16 protein-coding genes are annotated in these 16,817 nt (G+C 65.1%); 13 read left to right on the forward strand and 3 right to left on the reverse strand.

The features are described 5' to 3' along the window. Positions 1-10: 10 nt before the first annotated feature. The 7 genes from ASD58_RS03805 to ASD58_RS03835 all read left to right on the forward strand — a co-directional run bounded on the left by ASD58_RS03805 (position 11) and on the right by ASD58_RS03835 (position 5,666). The gene (locus ASD58_RS03805; RefSeq protein WP_057259779.1) at positions 11-724 is read left to right on the forward strand and encodes a 2OG-Fe dioxygenase family protein; all 714 of its coding nucleotides are present in this window, start codon (positions 11-13) and stop codon (positions 722-724) included. A gap of 42 nt (positions 725-766) precedes the next feature. Beyond that, positions 767-2,128: a hybrid sensor histidine kinase/response regulator gene (locus ASD58_RS03810; protein ID WP_057259780.1), complete on the forward strand. Its 1,362-nt coding sequence runs from the start codon at positions 767-769 to the stop codon at positions 2,126-2,128. Next, complete coding sequence (locus tag ASD58_RS31775) at positions 2,110-2,919, forward strand: response regulator (protein WP_082565203.1); 810 nt, start codon at positions 2,110-2,112, stop codon at positions 2,917-2,919. Before ASD58_RS03810 ends, ASD58_RS31775 begins: the two co-directional genes overlap by 19 nt. Before the next feature lie 74 nt (positions 2,920-2,993). Beyond that, positions 2,994-3,881, forward strand: coding sequence for a DUF6662 family protein (locus tag ASD58_RS03820; protein ID WP_057259781.1), 888 nt, complete (start codon positions 2,994-2,996; stop codon positions 3,879-3,881). 11 nt (positions 3,882-3,892) lie between these two features. Continuing rightward, positions 3,893-4,432, forward strand: a complete 540-nt coding sequence (locus ASD58_RS03825; RefSeq protein WP_057259782.1) for an FMN-binding protein — start codon at positions 3,893-3,895, stop codon at positions 4,430-4,432. After that, the gene (locus ASD58_RS03830; RefSeq protein ID WP_057259783.1) at positions 4,432-5,220 is read left to right on the forward strand and encodes an FAD:protein FMN transferase; all 789 of its coding nucleotides are present in this window, start codon (positions 4,432-4,434) and stop codon (positions 5,218-5,220) included. Before ASD58_RS03825 ends, ASD58_RS03830 begins: the two co-directional genes overlap by 1 nt. Next, on the forward strand, positions 5,217-5,666 hold the full coding sequence (locus ASD58_RS03835; RefSeq protein WP_057259784.1) for a hypothetical protein: 450 nt from the start codon (positions 5,217-5,219) through the stop codon (positions 5,664-5,666). The genes ASD58_RS03830 and ASD58_RS03835 overlap by 4 nt, the downstream gene beginning before the upstream one ends. Positions 5,667-5,738: 72 nt before the next feature. Here the strand turns inward: ASD58_RS03835 and ASD58_RS03840 are convergent, their stop codons facing one another. Next, positions 5,739-6,689: a LysR family transcriptional regulator gene (locus ASD58_RS03840; RefSeq protein ID WP_057259785.1), complete on the reverse strand. Its 951-nt coding sequence runs from the start codon at positions 6,687-6,689 to the stop codon at positions 5,739-5,741. A gap of 100 nt (positions 6,690-6,789) precedes the next feature. Between ASD58_RS03840 and ASD58_RS03845 the strand changes: the two genes are divergently transcribed. Beyond that, positions 6,790-7,320 carry an ester cyclase gene (locus tag ASD58_RS03845; RefSeq protein WP_373994440.1) on the forward strand — a complete coding sequence of 177 codons (531 nt, stop codon included), beginning with the start codon at positions 6,790-6,792 and terminating at the stop codon, positions 7,318-7,320. Here the strand turns inward: ASD58_RS03845 and ASD58_RS03850 are convergent. Both ASD58_RS03850 and ASD58_RS03855 read right to left on the reverse strand, forming a co-directional pair. Then, entirely contained in the window at positions 7,317-8,564 is a 1,248-nt protein-coding gene (locus ASD58_RS03850) for a DUF1501 domain-containing protein (RefSeq protein WP_057259787.1), read from the reverse strand. The genes ASD58_RS03845 and ASD58_RS03850 overlap by 4 nt on opposite strands. A gap of 11 nt (positions 8,565-8,575) precedes the next feature. Beyond that, complete coding sequence (locus tag ASD58_RS03855; RefSeq protein ID WP_057259924.1) at positions 8,576-9,937, reverse strand: DUF1800 domain-containing protein; 1,362 nt, start codon at positions 9,935-9,937, stop codon at positions 8,576-8,578. Between the two features lie 140 nt (positions 9,938-10,077). Between ASD58_RS03855 and ASD58_RS03860 the strand changes: the two genes are divergently transcribed. Genes ASD58_RS03860 through ASD58_RS03880 form a run of 5 tightly spaced genes read left to right on the forward strand, consistent with a single transcriptional unit; the run spans position 10,078 to position 16,740 of the window. Further along, entirely contained in the window at positions 10,078-11,481 is a 1,404-nt protein-coding gene (locus ASD58_RS03860) for an efflux transporter outer membrane subunit (RefSeq protein WP_057259788.1), read from the forward strand. Positions 11,482-11,496: 15 nt separating this feature from the next. Continuing rightward, the gene (locus ASD58_RS03865; protein ID WP_057259789.1) at positions 11,497-12,642 is read left to right on the forward strand and encodes an efflux RND transporter periplasmic adaptor subunit; all 1,146 of its coding nucleotides are present in this window, start codon (positions 11,497-11,499) and stop codon (positions 12,640-12,642) included. Positions 12,643-12,651: 9 nt separating this feature from the next. After that, a complete protein-coding gene (locus ASD58_RS03870; protein WP_057259790.1) occupies positions 12,652-15,750 on the forward strand; it encodes an efflux RND transporter permease subunit in 3,099 nt (1,032 codons plus the stop codon). Between the two features lie 10 nt (positions 15,751-15,760). Further along, the gene (locus ASD58_RS03875; RefSeq protein ID WP_057259791.1) at positions 15,761-16,225 is read left to right on the forward strand and encodes a GyrI-like domain-containing protein; all 465 of its coding nucleotides are present in this window, start codon (positions 15,761-15,763) and stop codon (positions 16,223-16,225) included. An 11-nt stretch (positions 16,226-16,236) separates the two neighbouring features. Then, positions 16,237-16,740 (forward strand): DUF1003 domain-containing protein, encoded by a 504-nt coding sequence (locus ASD58_RS03880; protein ID WP_057259792.1) that lies wholly within the window; start codon positions 16,237-16,239, stop codon positions 16,738-16,740. Positions 16,741-16,817: the final 77 nt, after the last annotated feature.

A 16,817-nucleotide genomic window follows, 5' to 3' on the forward strand; every position in this document is an offset into this window, starting at 1 on the left:
AATAAGGGGCATGATGACGCCCTTGCCCCAATTGATCCACACCCTGCGCAGCGCCGGCTACGCCCTGCTCAAGCCGGCCGACGTAGCCAGCCTGGCCGGCTGCACCCTGGATGAACTGAATTCCCTGGTCCCGAGCTGGGACGGCCTGGCCCCGGACAACTACCTGAAAGACGGCGGCCGCTATCGCCGGCGCCGCCATTCCTGCTTCGTGCAGGACGGCCTGGCACTGGAACAGACCGAACATCGCGCGCACTGGCAGCCGGTCGAATACAACGCCCTGCACGGCGGCATGCGCCGCCTGTTCGAGCCGGTCGCTGCGGAAACCGTCGCCAACCCGGCCTGGACCAGGCTGCTCGCCGCCATCGGCCAGGCCTGCGCGCAGGTGCGCGGCCAGCATCCATGGTATGTGGAAGCCCACCAGTTCCGCATCGATACCACCGACGGCATTGGCCGCCCCACGCCGGAAGGTGCACACCGCGACGGCGTTGACTTCGTCGCCGTGCTGCTGGTTGGCCGCCACGGCATCAAGGGCGGCGAGACCCGTGTGTTCGAGGCCGATGGCCCGAACGGCAAGCGCTTCACCATGACCGAGCCCTGGACCATGCTGTTGCTGGACGACGCGGCTGTCATCCATGAATCGACCCCGATCCAACCGCTGGCCGAACATGGCCACCGCGATACGCTGGTCATCACCTACCGTGACGGTGGTTTCCAAGGCGGGTGAAAAAACGGTATAGTCTGAACACCCAACCATTTTGGAGGTGACTTGGACTCCAGCTACGATATCGCACCCGATGAGCTGGAAATACTCATCGTGGAAGACAGTCCGACCCAGGCCGAGCGCCTGCGGCGGCTGATCCGGTCCTCAGGCTATCATGCCAGGGTGGCTGCCAACGGTAAGCTGGCACTGGCTGATATCCACGAGCACAAGCCGCACCTGGTCCTGTCGGACATCGTCATGCCCGAGATGAACGGCTATGATCTATGCCGCGCCATCAAGGCCGATCCCTCGCTGCGCGACATACCGGTGATCCTCGTCACCTCGCTGACCGACCCAAAGGACATTATCCGCGGCATCGAATGCGGCGCCGATAACTTCATCCGTAAACCTTACGCCGAAGACTACCTGCTGAACCGCATCGGCCAGATGCTGGTCAACCAGAAGCTGCGCAAAAATTCCAGCATGGAGGTCGGCATCGCCCTCTACCTGGGCGACCAGAAGCACTTCATCAACGCCGAGCGCCAGCAAATCCTCGACCTGCTGATTTCGACCTACGAACAGGCGGTGCAGGTCAACAGCGAACTGCAGGCGCGCGAACGGCAAGTGATCGAACTGAATATGCGCCTGGCCCACCATGCCGGCGAACTGGAAACCATCAACCGCGAAATCGCGCTGAAAAACCTGGAGCTGGCGGAAGCGAGCCGCATGAAATCTGCCTTCATCGCGAATATGTCGCACGAACTGCGCACGCCGCTGAATGCCATCATCGGCTTTACCGGCGCGCTGCTGATGAAGCTTCCAGGCCCGCTGACCGATGAACAGGACCGCCAGCTCAACACCATTCGCAACAGCGCGCGCCACCTGCTCTCGCTGATCAACGACATCCTGGACGTGGCCAAGATCGAAGCCGGCAAAGTCACGCTGTCGGTGGAGTCGGTGCACTGCCAGCAGTTGATGGGCGAGGTGGCCGACACCCTGCGCCCGCTGGCGGCGCAGAAGGGCCTGGAAGTCTTCATCGAAATGCCGCAGCAGCCGATCGTGCTGCAGACCGACCGCCGCGCGCTGGCGCAAATCATGATCAACCTGGCCAACAACGCCATCAAGTTCACCGAGAAAGGCATGGTCAAGCTGGCGCTCAGCCAGCGCACCGATGAAGAACAGGCCGTGATCACCGAGTTCAGCGTGACCGACAGCGGCAGCGGCATCAAGGAAGAAGACCAGGCCAAGCTGTTCCAGGCCTTCTCGCAACTGGACAACACCTCGACCCGGCACGCCGAAGGCGCCGGCCTTGGCCTTTACTTAAGCCAGAACCTGGCCAACCTCCTCGGCGGTTCGCTGTTCTTCAGCAGCGACTTCGGCAAAGGCAGCACCTTCACGCTTGCGCTCAAATGTCGGCACGCATCCTGATCATCGAGGACAATCAGGCCAATATGGACCTGATGACGTACCTTCTGCAAGCGTTCGGCCATCGCCCTTTGTGCGCCACCGACGGTGAAATGGGCGTGGCCATGGCCCTCAGCGAAAAACCGGACCTGATCCTGAGCGACCTGCACCTGCCAAAGCTCGATGGGCTGGGCGTGGTGGCGCGCCTGCGCGCCGATCCGGCCACGCAGGCTATCCCTATCCTGGCCGCCAGCGCGCTGCCAGTCACGGATGGCTGCGCCGCCTTGCGCCGCGCCGGTTTTTCGGGCTGCCTGCCCAAGTCGCTGGAGCCGGATGTCCTGATCCCGGCACTGGAAACTTTCCTGCCTGCGCACCTGCGCTCCGACAGCGCGCCGCCTGCGCCGATGCCTCCCGCGTCGCCGTCCGCTGCGGCCGCGCCTGCGGCGGCCACGGCTGCGCGTGCCCGCGTGCTGCTGCTCGATGCCGCGCCCGAGAATGCCGGCCTGGTTGCCGCCATCCTGGCGCACAGCGGCTACACAGTCAGCACGGCATCCAACCCGATGGATGCCGGCGCCTTGAAGGACGGTCATTCCTATGACCTGGTGCTGTGCGAACTGGGCATGCTGGAAGCCGGCCGCCTGGCCTTCCTGGCGGACGCGCTGGAAATCGCACCCGGCCTGCCTGTGCTGGTGGTCCATCCCGACGATGAGGACGACCTGGGCACCCTGGGCGCAGGCCGGCGCCGCAGCTTGTTATCCCACCCGCTCGACCCGCAACAACTGGTTGCCGCTATCGAATCACTTCTGCACGATTAAGGGTTTCCCTCACTTGTAATGATAATGATTCGCATTTATGATTGCGCATTTCTCAACTTTCTTAAACCAGTTCAATGCGCAAACACGTCTTTTTGGCAGCCGGCCTGCTGGCTGCTGCCCTGCCCGCCGTAGCGGATGAAAACCTGTTCGGCTACGTCCGCGGCTCTGAAGTCCTGCCAAAAGGCAGCGGCGAGTTTTACCAGTGGGTCACCCAGCGCAACAACAAGGGCAGCGGCCATTACCGCGCAGTCGACACCAAGACCGAAGTCGAATACGGCGTGACCGACCGCTTCCAGGTCTCGGCCGAAGTAAACGGCCTGGCCGTCAAGAGCCAGGGCTTGCTGATCAACGGTTATCTGCCGAAAGACATCGATTCCAACTTGCGCCTGCAGGGCTTTGAAGTCGCAGCCAAGTACAACTTCCTCAGCCCGGCCAAGGACGATTTCGGGCTGTCCGCTTACACATCCTTCGAATACGGCCGGCTGGACGTGCATTCGGGCCAGAAGAAACGCGAACTGGAATTCGAAGCGCAACTGCAAGCGCAGAAATACTTCCTGGAAGGCCAACTGACCTGGGTCGGCAATATCGGCCTGCGCGCCGCGCACGAGAAACGCCAGGCGATTGCCGACCTGCCGGAAGGCTTCGAATGGCCTACCGACCCTGAGATGGAAATCTCGACCAAGATCGGTACCGGGCTGTCCTACCGTTTCGCACCAGGCTGGTACGCCGGTGCCGAAGCCCTGTTCGAAAACGAATATGAAACCGAGGTTGGCCAGGAACGCTGGTCCATCTTCGGCGGCCCTTCGCTGCACTATGGCGGCAAGCAATGGTGGGCGACGCTGACCGTGTTCCGCCAACTGCGCGGTGGCGGCGAGCGCTATGACGGCCAGCCTGCAAAGCAACTGCACCTGATCGAGCGCACCAGGAACGAGCTGCGCCTGAAGGTCGGCTACAACTTCTGAGGGAACACACCATGAGTGCACATCGCTGGAATGCCTTTTTCCTTCCCGTCGCCGTGCTGGCCGGTCCGACGGCTTACGCCACCGACTACCTGACGGTGGCACAAGCACAGGAGCAGTTGTTCCCCGCCGCCCAGTTCGGCGAGCAGACGCTGAAATTCAGCGGCGAGCAGCGCGACCGCATCAAGGCCGCAGCCGGCGTGCGCCAGCGCAATGACGAAATGAAGCTGTGGCGCGCCGAGAAGAACGGCAAGCTGCAAGGCTGGCTGATGGTCGATGAGGTGATCGGCAAGCATGAGTTCATCACCTACGCCACCGCCATTGGCGTAGACGGCAAAGTGCTGGGCATCGAAATCATGAGCTACCGCGAAACGCACGGTGGCCAGGTGCGCGAGCAAACGTGGCGCAAGCAGTTTGCGGGCAAGTCGGTCTCCGATCCCTTCAAGCTGGACCAGGACATCCAGAACATCAGCGGCGCAACCCTGTCGTGCCGCAATGTGATGGACGGCGTCAAGCGCCTGCTGGTGATCCAGCAGATGTTCCTCAAGGTGTGATGGACGTCATTCGCCGCATGCGCCCTGCATTGGGCACTTTCGTCGAGGCGGGCACCCACGCCGGCGCCGGCCTGCCGGCGCTCGACGCCGCCTTTGCCAGCCTGGACCTGGCGCAGGCGCGCTGGAGCTTCCAGGACCCGGGCAGCGAACTGTCGCGCATTAACGGCGGCGACGGCTGGGTTCCTGTGCATGACGACACCCTGCGCCTGCTGCGCCTGGCGCGCAGCCTGATGCTGGCCAGCAGCGGGTATTTTGATTTCACGCTGGGCGGCGCACAGGTCCAGCGCGGCAGCCTGCCCGATCATGGCGGCTTGCCGGCACTGGAACGCGGTGCGGCGCATGACGTGGAGCTCAGCGCCGGTGCGGTACGCTTGCGGCGGCCGGTGCGCCTGGTGCTGGACGGGATTGCCAAGGGCTTCGCCGTGGACCTGGCCTGCAGCGCCATGCGCCGTGCGGGCGCAAGGTCCGGATGGATCAATGCCGGCGGCGATATCCGCGTCTTCGGCGACATCGAATTACCGCTCGCCCTGCGCGGCGAAGATGGCGGCGTTCGCCCCTGCGGCGTGCTGCGCAACGCTGCTTTCGCCAGTTCGCAGGTGGCGGCAGAGCGCGACGCATCCTTCCCGGCCGACATCATCGGTCCCATCGGGCTGGCGCCGCAACAAGGCGTGTGGTCGGTGCTTGCACGCAGCGCATGGCGCGCCGATGCATTGACCAAGGTGGCTGCCATCGCACCGGCCGATGTGCGCGGCGCCTTGCTTGAGCGCCTGGGAGGACGCCTGGCATGAAAGGTTACCCACACTGGTTCTTGCGCACGCTGGTTGGCGCCTTGCTGCTGATGCTGGCCACCGGCTTGCTGCTGGCGCCTGGCACGCTGGTCATGCGTGCCGAATTGGATCTGCCTTGGCGGCTGCCGGGCGGTGCGCGGGTCTACACCGCCATGCTGCATGCGGCCGGCGGCTTCGGCCTGGCGGCCTTGACGGGTTCCTTATGGAGCCTGCACATGCGGGCCGGCTGGCGGCGCCGGAAGCATCGCGGCAGCGGCTTGTTCCTGGGCTCATTGCTGGTGTTGCTGTGCATGAGCGCAGTCGCCATCTACTACCTGGGCGAAGAGCAGGCGGGAACGATTGCAGCGCTGCTGCACCTGGCATCAGGCGTCATCCTGCTCGGCCCATTCGGCTGGCACTGGCTGCGCGGACACCGCAGCCGCCACCAGCATGGTCCGGCGGTCTAAGCGAGCACCAGCCACCCAAGGGCGATCAGGCTGAACACCGCGGCGATCACGCCGAGTGTGTTCTCCGACCGTTCATCGGGGCTGGTCAACTTCCAAAGAAACTTCAGCATTATTCTTGTCCCCAACCGCGTCCCAACGCCATGCAGCCGTCAGGCGTACCTGCAGGAAATCAAGGAAGAGGCGCACCCGGAGCGGCAAGTTGCGGCCGTGCGGCAGGATCGCCTGCAGCGGCGCGGCCGGCATGCCATGGCCCGGCAACAGGCGCTGCAAGCGCCCGGCCAGCAGGTCATCGCCTACGTCCCAGATCGATTTTACTACCAAGCCTGCACCTTGCAGCGCCAGCGCGTGCGCGGCCTGGCCGTCATTGGTGAGGAAGGTTGCGGCCACCCGCACGCTGGCGGCTTCGCGGCCTCCAAAGCGCCATTCGGTACGCCTGGCGTCGCCGATCACGATGCAGCAATGACGGGTTAGCTCAGCAGGATGAACGGGAATGCCTTGCTGCTGCAGGTAGCTCGGCGCGGCGCATAGCACGCGAAAATTCGGCGCCAGCCGGCGCACCACCAGGTTGGGATCTTCCACACTGCCAAAACGGATCGCCATGTCCTGCCCGGTCTCCAGCAGGTTCACCACGGTATCGGTCAGCTCGAGCTGCACCTGCAGGCCGGGATGCTGGCGCTGGAAATCCGCGACGATGGGCACAATATGCTGGCGCCCCAGTTCCGCAGGAGCGCTGAGGCGCAGCAGGCCGTCAACCTGGTGCCGACTGTGCGCGAGCAGCGATTCGGCCTGCTCAACCTCCTCCAGGATGCGCAAGACGCGGGCATGGAACATTGCGCCGTCCGCCGTCAGCGCCTGGCGCCGGGTGGTGCGCTGCAATAGCCGCAGGCCCACGACTTTCTCAAGTTGCGCCAGGCGTTTGCTCACCACCGACAGCGGCAGCTCCAGTTCGCGGGCGGCCGCCGACATGCTGCCTGCGGCAACAATCTGCGCAAAAGCCCTTAGCGCCGGCAAGTCATCGAGCATCCCTTGATTCTCCGCGATTTGGAAAATATGTATTCGCAATTGACGGCTATTTTAGACGTTCCCCAGCGAATAGCATGAAATCCTTTCCAACGGAGATATGATGAAACAGCTCACCACCCTGCTGCTGGCCGCCTGTTCGATCGCAGCCGCCCATGCGTCACCGGAAGCCAAACTGGTCCGCCCGCGTGCACAATTCGTCGACCCATCGCTGCCGGCAGCGCAGGCAGAAGCCAGCGTGCTGGCAGCCCGCCGCTACGCATCGTTCTGGAACAACGGTGACGAAGCGCTGGCCCGTTCCGCACTGGCGCCGGAATTCACCGACCGCACCCTGCCGCCCGGCCGCGCCCAGGGTTTGCCAGGCCCTCTGGCAGCCTCCGCCTTCGTGCGCGGCGCCGTTCCCGATATGCATGCCGACATCGAACAGTTGATCGTCAGCGGCGACCGTGCGATCGTGCACCTTCGCTTCCGCGGCCATTTCACCGGCAGCTTCAAAGGCGTGCAAGGCAAGGGGCAGGCGATCGACTTCATCGCCACCGATATCTACCGCATTGCCGACGGCCGCATCACCGACAACTGGCACATCGAAGACAACCTCGCCTTCCTGCGCCAGCTCGGCGTGATTGCAGACTAAGCCAGCAACTGCAAGCGCGCGCCGACCGGCAGGCCGGGGAAGGTGCGCGCCAGCGCCGTATCAGGCAGGCGCAGGTGGCGCTCGGCCACATGCGCCAGCACATGGCGGAAATCGGTAGTCACCGGCAGGTCGCGCCCTTCGTTCAACTGGGCGTCCGCCAGGCCCTTCCATTCGCCGGCCACCTTGCCGCCCAGAACCTTCCCGCCCAGCAGCCACATGGCGTTGCCATGGCCATGGTCGGTGCCGCGATTGCCGTTCTCGCGCGCAGTGCGGCCGAATTCGGACATCACGACGATGACCGTATCGTCGAACAGCGGGCCAAGGCGCTGCGCCAGCGTCGCCAGCCCCTGCCCCAGCGGATGCAAGCGGTTGGCCAGCTGGCCGGTGCCGGCGCCCTGGTTGGCGTGGGTGTCCCAGCCGCCCAATGCCACAAAGGCCAGCTGGATATGCGGGTTATTGCGCATCAGCGTGGCGAGCCGGCCGGCATCGTCGGGAAAGCCGTTCGGCAGCGGCGCGCCGTTATCGGCTGCCTGCATCTCGGACATCATGCCGCCGTTGGCAGCGGCCATCACCTCTTCATGCGCCTGCCGCCCGGCCAGGTATACCTTGCCGTAGCGCTCATTGCCTGCATACAGCGCGTCGAAGGCTTTGGCGACCTGCGGCCGGTCGAGCGGCGTGGAGCGCGTGCCGGCCGCACCGTTGGCGAGGTTGGTGGCCGGCAGCGCGCCGGTCAGCACGCGCGGCATCACGGGGCCGATGCTGAGCGCCCGCGTCGGCGTGGTTTCACCCGGCAAGCCGGCAAGCAGGCGGTTCATCCAGCCGTCCTGCGTGCTCTTCACGCCCGGCGTGGCGGACTCCATATAGTCTTGCGCATCGAAGTGGGAACGGCTGGCGTCGGGCGAGCCGCTGGCGTGCACGAAAGCCAGCTTCTTTTGCTCCCACAGCGGCATCAGGGGCGCCAGCGCCGGGTGCAGGCCGAAGTAGCCATCCAGGTTCAGCGCCCCGTCATCGGCGCCGGGCCTGGTCAGCGCGATATTCGGGCGCAGCCGGGCATATTCCGGGTCCGACACCGGCGCCACCACGTTCAAGCCGTCGACGGCGCCGCGCAGCATGACGACGATCAGTTTTTTGGCAGTGGGCGAGGTGCTGCCGGGGGCCATCGTGGCCGCCCAGGCATGGGGCCCGAGCGGCAGCAGCAGGCCGGCGCTGGCGGCAAAGGCATTCAGGAATTGGCGTCGTTGCATGGCGCGATCCGTTAGCGTTGCATGAAATCGGGACTGCCGAGCAGCATGGCGGCGCGCAGGCGCTCGTTGCTGTCGGCGACGATGGCGGCAGTCTGCCTGGATACCGAGGTGCCCAGCGCCTCCTGTACCTTGTCGGCATCTGCGCCGGAGGAAAGCGCCAGCGCGTAGCTGATGCGGCGGCTCAAGCCATCCGGGTTAAGCCAGGCGCCTTCCGTATTCTTGTACCCGTCCGGCGTCTGGCAACCATACAGCGGCATGCCAAGGCGGTTCAGGATGCCGACCAGCGGCTTCACTTCAGGCATCGGCATGGCAGCAGCGCGCGAGGCGGATACGACGTACTGGTACGGCGTCTTGAACTTGGCGCCGGCGTATTGCTGGTCCATGAATTCCGGACTGGCGAACAGGGTGCGCAGCACAGTGCGGATATCGCCGTTGCTGGCGATCCAGCTCTGCGCCATGCGCTCCACCAGTGCCGGCGGCGGCTGGTCGGCCACGAAGTACTGCGCCAGCTTGCGGCTGAGATGGTGCGCGGTGGCGGGATGCACCGCCAGCACGTCCAGCGCATACTCGCCTTCCGCCTGGCCGCGCGCGGCGACCGGCTTACCCAGCCAGGTCTTGGCGCCGTTATCGTGGCGGCGCGGATCGAAGGCAAACTGCGCGTCGCGCTTCGGCCGGTAGGTCCAGCCGGTCAGCATGCGCGCCAGCTCGGTCACATCCTTCTGGGTATAGCCGCCATCGACGCCAAGGGTATGCAGCTCCATCAGCTCGCGTGCATAGTTCTCATTCAGGCCGCCGGCCTTCGAGACCCAGTTATCCAGGTAGAACAGCATGGCCGGATGATGGGCCGTGGCGCCCAGCATCTGGCGGAAAGAGCCGAACACGTAGGGCCGTATCGCGTCGCGTTCATAGCTGGTGACCAGCGCGCGGTCCTGCCCTTTGCCGGAAAACACATTGAAGTGGTTATACCAGAAGTCGACCATCACTTCTTCAAGCTGGCGCGGGCTCTCGATGGCGCGCAGCAGGCGCGCTTCGGCCGCTTCGGCAGCCATCTGCTGCACCAGTTCGCGGCGTTCGCCCTGCTCGCCATTTCGTGCTTCCTGGAATCGTTCCAGCGCATCGCCGGCGCTCATCTTCAGGGTTTCCAGCTTGTCCAGCCGCTGGGCCAGCGCCACCGGTAAGGCCGGCGGATTCAGTTGCTCATCGATATAAGCCTGCACCCCGGCCTGGCGCACGCGTTCGATATCGCCGGGGCGAGGCCCGTAAGCCAGCCGGTTCAGCACGTGGATAGCAGCCTGCTCGCCAGCCAGCGGCGCCGCCCACAGGGCAGCTTGGGGTAGTGCCGCCAGCGCGGCACCGAGTATCCAGCCTCGCATGATGTCGTCCCAATACAATGATTCGAAGATCTTTCTTTATACGCTAGGCGCCGAATTAAGGGCAAAGACTCCTTTGTATCAGGATGTTAATTGTTTGATTTGTATGCTCTAATTCACGTTGCGCAAAATGAAAGGACGGCATGAAGAGATATCAGGTCCCGCTATTGGTGGTGGCCACGCTGGCGCTCGGCGCCTGTGGCATCACCGGACCGGCGAACAAGGTCGCGGCCGATGCGCCGCAACAATGGCAGGCTCCCCTGCCGCACAACGGCAGCACCGGTGAACTGGCCAATTGGTGGCAGCACCAATCCGACCCGCTGCTGGTGCAATTGATCGATGCCGCACAGGCGGCCAGTCCCACCATTGCCAGCGCCCAGGCGCGATTTGCCGCAGCCAGTGCTGAACGCACCGCCGCCGGTGCCGCCCTCGCACCATCGCTGACCGGCGTGCTGACCTCCACTCGCATGAGCCAGCAGTCTGCCAGCGCTCCAATGAATACCACCACCCAGCTGCTGGCACAGGCCCAGTGGGAAATCGACCTGTTCGGCGGCGGCCGTGCGCGCCGCAACGCCGCCATCGCGCGCCATGAAGGCGCACAGGCCGGCTGGCATGAAGCCCGCGTCAGCGTGGCCGCCGAAACAGCCAACCAGTATTACAGCCTGCGCGCCTGCGAAAAGCTGCTGACCGTGGCCCGCATGGATGCCGCCTCGCGCACCCATACGGCGCGCCTGACCGATATCACCGCCAAGGCCGGCTTCCAGTCGACGGCTGCCAATGCCCTGGCACGCGCCAGCGCCGCCGACGGCAATAACCGCGCGGTAGCCCAGCGCGCTGCCTGCGACAGCGAAATGAAAGTGCTGGTGGCGCTGACCGCCCTCCCCGAACCGGAGCTGCGCGCGCGCCTGGCCGGCAGTGCTGCCAACGCCGAGCTGTCGCCCGCGGCCGGCATTGCCATCGAAACGGTGCCGGCCCAGGTGCTGGCCCAGCGCCCCGACGTGTTCAACGCCGAGCGCGAAGTGGCGGCCGCCAGTTACGACGTCGCCAGTGCGCGCGCCGAGCGCCTGCCGCGGCTGGGCCTTTCCGGCTCCATCGGCCGCGGCCGCCTGCATGCCGAAGGCCAGGACATCACCGCCAATGTCTGGACCATCGGCCCGCTGCAAATGACCCTGCCCCTCATCGACTGGGGCGTGCGCCGCGCCAATGTGCAAGCCTCGCGCGCCCGCTACGACGCTGCCGTGTCGAACTACAAGGCCAGCGTGCGCCAGGCCGTGTCGGAAGTGGAACAGGCACTGGTGGCGCTGCAAAGCACCCAGGAACGTGCCGAGGACGCGCAGACCGCGCTGGAAGGCTACCGCACCTTCTTCACCGCCACCGAAGAACGCTACAAGAACGGGCTGGCCAGCCTGCTTGAACTGGAAGATGCCCGCCGCACGCGGCTGGCCGCAGAAAACACAGTGGTGAACCTGCAGCGCGAACGCAGCGCCGCCTGGATCTCCCTGTACCGTGCAGCTGGGGGCGGCTGGACCGCGCCTGCCGCGCCCTAAGACCGGAAAGACTTTATGAAACCACTGCACCGCACTCCCTCCGCCGTCGCCGCCCTGGCTGTCGCCACCGCCCTCGCAGCCCTGGCGCAGGCGCCATCGGCCATGGCAGACGACAAGAACCCTGCCGTCGCCAAGCCTTCGCTGACCGTTACCACCGTCCGCCCGCAAAAAACCAGCCTGCCGATCCGGCTGACCGCCAACGGCAACGTCGCCGCCTGGCAGGAAGCGATCATCAGCAGCGAATCGAACGGCCTGCGCCTGTCCGACGTCAAGGTCAACGTCGGCGACGTGGTCACCAAGGGCGAAGTGCTGGCGGTATTTGCGCCGGAAACCCCGCAAGCGGACGTGGCGCAAGCCAAAGCGGCCCTGATGGAAGCTGAAGCCGCTGCCGCGGAAGCCAAGGCCAATGCCGACCGTGCGCGTTCGATTGAAGACACCGGCGCCCTGAGCGCGCAGCAGATCAGCCAGTACACCACCGCCGAAGCGACCGCCAAGGCGCGCGCCGCTTCGGCCAAGGCCGTGCTGGCCTCGGCCGAACTGCGCCTGCGCTACACCAGGGTGGTGGCGCCTGATGCAGGCGTGATTTCGGCCCGCAGCGCCACCGTCGGCGCGGTCGCCGCCCCTGGCACCGAATTGTTCCGCATGATCCGCCAGAGTCGCCTCGAATGGCGTGCCGAAGTCACCGCTGCCGACCTGCGCAACGTCAAAATCGGCGGCAACGCCGTGGTCAAGGCCGCCAATGGCAGCGAACTGACGGGCAAGGTGCGCATGGTGGCGCCGACCATCGATCCCCAAACGCGCTCGGCCCTGGTCTACGTCGACCTGCCGCCGAATAACGGCAAGCAGGCGCCGTTCAAGGCCGGCATGTTCGCTACCGGCCAGTTCGAGCTGGGCGCTTCCGATGCGCTGACCGTGCCGCAGCAGGCGATCACGGTGCGCGATGGCTTCAGCTATGTGTTCCGCCTGAACCAGGACCAGCGCGTGAGCCAGGTCAAGGTGCAGCCGGGCCGCCGCATAGGCGAGCGCATCGAAGTGCTGTCCGGCCTGGCGCCCGACGCGCAGATCGTGGCTGCCGGCGCCGGCTTCCTGAACGACGGCGACCTGGTACGCAATGCCGGCGCGCCGGCGCAGGCCTCCACGGCAATCAAGCCTGCACGCTAAGGAGGCGCCGTGAACTTTTCCGCCCTCTCAATCAAGCACCCGGTTCCGGCGATCATGCTGTTCATCCTGCTATCGCTGGCAGGCTGGATGGCTTACCGCGCCAACCCGGTGCAGGACTTCCCGGACATCGAACTGCCGATCGTCACCGTTTCCGCCTCCCTGCCCGGCGCCGCACCGGCCCAGCTGGAAACCGAGGTGGCGCGCAAGATCGAGGATTCGGTCGCCACGCTGCAAGGCGTAAAGAACATCTACGCCAAGGTACTGGACGGCACTGCCACCATCACCGTCGAATTCATCCTCGAGAAGAACCTGTCCGACGCCGTCAATGAAGTACGCGACGCCGTGACCCAGGTGCGCGCCGACATGCCCGGCGAAATGCGCGACCCGGTGGTCAGCAAGGTTTCCACCGCCGGCCGCGTGATCCTGGCCTTCACCGTCACGCCGAAGGAAGGCACCCGGGTCGACGATGCGGACCTGAGCTGGTATGTGGACAATGCCGTTTCCAAGAAGCTGCTGTCCGTTCCGGGCGTTGGCGCGGTCAAGCGGGTCGGGGGCGTGGCCCGGGAAATCCGCGTTGAACTCGATGACGAACGCATGGCGGCGCTACGCGTTTCCGCGCTGGACGTGTCGCGCATGCTGCGCCAGGTGCAAAAAGAAGCGCCGGGCGGCCGCGGCGACGTCAGTGGCGCCGAGCAATCGGTGCGCACCATCGCCACCGTGAAAAGCGCGCAGGAATTGTCGCAAATGGACATCCCGCTGGGCGATGGACGCCACATCCGCCTGGAGCAAGTGGCCAACGTGACCGACACCATCGCCGAACCGCGTTCCGAGGCGACCCAGGACGGCAAGAAGGTCGTTGCCTTTGAAATCTTCCGCACCAAGGGTGCCAGCGAAACCCAGGTCGCCGCCGATGCACGCGCAGCGGTAGAAGCATTGCGCAAAGCGCATCCGACCATCGACATCAAGCAATCGATCGATAACGCCGAGCCTGTGTCCGAAAACTTCGCCGGTTCGATGGAACTGCTGTACGAGGGCGCCATCCTGGCCGTGCTGGTAGTGTGGTGGTTCCTGCGCGACTGGCGCGCCACGCTGGTGGCCGCCTCGGCCCTGCCGCTGTCGGTGCTGCCCGCCTTCCTCGGCATGTACTGGATGGGCTTCACGCTGAACACCGTGACCCTGCTGTCGCTGGCCCTGGTGGTCGGCGTGCTGGTAGACGACGCCATCGTGGAGATCGAGAACATCGAGCGCCATCTGCACATGGGCAAGACGCCGATGCAGGCCGCCATGGAGGCGGCCGACGAAATCGGCATGGCGGTGATTGCCACGACCTTCGCCCTGGTCGCCGTGTTCCTGCCGACCGCCTTCATGGGCGGCATTCCCGGGAAGTTCTTCAAGCAGTTCGGTTGGGCTGCCGTGCTGGCGGTGCTGGCCTCCCTGGTGGTGGCGCGTTTGCTGACGCCGATGATGGCAGCCCACCTGCTGAAACAGACCCACAAGCCGCAGCAGGAGGACGGCTGGATCATGCAGCGCTATATGAAAACCATGCGCTGGTGCCTGAACAACCGCGGCAAGACCGCACTGGCGGCAGGCGCCTTCTTCGTCGGCTCGATCATGCTGGTGGGACTGCTGCCGACCGGCTTCGTGCCCCCGGCCGACCGCGGCCAGACCATGGTCAACCTGGAACTTCCGCCCGGCTCCACGCTGGCCGAAACCCGCGCCATCGCCGAACGCGCGCGCCTGGCAATCATGGAAGTCAAGCCGGTGACCAATGTGTTCAGCTCCATCGGCGGCGGCTCTTCGGGCGACGCGTTCGCACCGGGCGCCGCGGCTGAAGCGCGCCGCGCCGTGCTGACCATCACCACCAAGCACCGCAGCGACCGCAAGGAATCGATGCCGCAGATCGACGATATGATCCGCGAAAAGCTGTCCAACCTGCCCGGCGCGCGCTTCACCGTCGGCCCGCCGGACACCGGCGTGAAGATGCAGCTCGTGCTGCGCTCCGAAGACCCTGTCGCCCTGATCGAATCGGCGCGCAAGGTGGAACGCGACCTGCGCACCCTGCACGGCATCGGCAACGTAACCTCCAGCGCGTCGCTGGTGCGCCCGGAAATTATCGTGCGCCCTGACTTTGCCAGGGCGGCCGACCTGGGTGTCACCGCCAATGCCATCGGCGAAACGGTGCGCGTGGCCACTGCCGGCGACTACGACTTCGAACTGACCAAGATGAACCTGGCCGAACGCCAGGTGCCGATCCGCGTCAAGCTGCCGGACAGCGTGCGTGCCGACCTCGATGCCATCGGCCGCCTGACCGTCCCTGGCCGCAATGGCCCTGTGATGCTGGCCAATGTGGCCACCATCACGATGGAGTCCGGCCCGGCCCAGATCGACCGGCTGAACCGCAGCCGCAACGTGACGCTGGACGTGGAACTGGGCAGCCGCTCGCTCGGTGAACTGGACGAGGAAGCACGCCAATTGCCATCGATGAAAAACCTGCCGCCAACCGTAACCCGCGCGGAACTGGGCGACACCCAGGAGATGCAGAACCTGTTCGCCAGCTTCGGTATCGCCATGCTGATCGGCGTGCTGTGCATCTACGGCGTGCTGGTGCTGCTGTTCCATGATTTCCTGCAGCCGTTGACCATCCTGGCCGCGCTGCCGCTGTCGATCGGCGGCGCCTTCGTGGCCTTGCTGGTGACGCAGAAAGCGCTGTCGATGCCGTCCATGATCGGCCTGATCATGCTGATGGGGATCGTGACCAAGAACTCGATCCTGCTGGTCGACTATGCGATCCTGGCACGCGCCGAAGGCATGAGCCGCTTCGATGCGCTGGTCGACGCCTGTCATAAACGGAGCCGCCCGATCATGATGACCACCATCGCGATGGGTGCCGGCATGATGCCGCTGGCCTTGGGCTGGGGCGCCGACCCGAGCTTCCGCTCGCCGATGGCAACTGCGGTGATCGGGGGCCTGATTACCTCCACCCTGCTGTCGCTGCTGGTGGTACCGGCCGTGTTCACCTATGTGGACGATGCCGAGCACCTGATCAAACGCATCGTGCACAAGGTACGTAAGCCGCACAAGCATGCACCGGCGCCGGTCGCCGAATAAGGAGCCTGCCATGAAAGTCCGCACCGTAGAAATTGAACCTGCCCGCGTGGCCTTCCTGCGCCACACTGGTGCCTTCGGCCCGGCGCTGGGCGAATTCTGGCGCGACGTGGTGGCGCCGTGGATGCAGTCCAGTGGCTTGATGGGACGCGTCACCTACGGTGTGGCAATGGACGATCCCGGCAGCACTCCGCCTGAAAAATGCCGCTACGACGCCTGCGTCGAAGTCGGGCACGATGACCCGGCGCCGCCGCCAGCGGCGCTGGCAACCATTCCCGGCGGCCGCTACGCGGTGGCTGATTATTACGGCACCCCGGCCGGCATTGGCGAAGTGTGGCACGCTTTCTACAGCGAAGGACTGCCTGCGGCGGGGCTGACAGCGCGCCCCGGTCCTTGCTTCGAGCGCTATGCCGCCGACTTCCGTGCCGACCCGGCAACGGGCGACTTTGCCTGCGAGCTTTTCATCCCAATCGATTAGGAAAGAATTTCATGAGCGCCCAGCCAGGCCACGATAGCGATCACCTGCGCTTCCACCGCCAACACGAGCACCTGAGCAAGACCTTTGGCGCGGATACCTTCGGCCTGAAAGCCGAAGCGTTTGCCCGCTTCTTCGGCACGCCGCTGTTCCTGGGCGCACAGACTGTTATCGTCGCGCTGTGGATCGGTGCGAACGTATGGGGATTCACGCATTTCGACCGATATCCGTTCATCCTGCTGAACCTTGCGTTCAGCCTGCAGGCGGCGTATGCGGCGCCGCTGATCCTGCTGGCACAGACGCGCCAGGCCGAGCGCGACAAAGCCCATAACGATGCCGATGCCCGCCATCGTGAAGCGCTGGCGCAGCAGGCCGCACGCCACACGGCGCAGATGATGGAGCTGCTGCGCCAGAATACCGAACTGACCGAAACCACCAAGCAGCTGGTCGAGCGCATCGACAAGCTGACCGCGGAAGTGCACGGCCATTTGCTGCCCACCCCGCAGGACTCGCAATAAGCAACGGTGCAGCTTCACATGGAACACACAATCAACGCATAGTCGTCATCCACAATTGCGCTTCCACTATCCACATT

This window comes from Duganella sp. Root1480D1, from assembly GCF_001427305.1.
Taxonomy (GTDB): domain Bacteria; phylum Pseudomonadota; class Gammaproteobacteria; order Burkholderiales; family Burkholderiaceae_D; genus Rugamonas.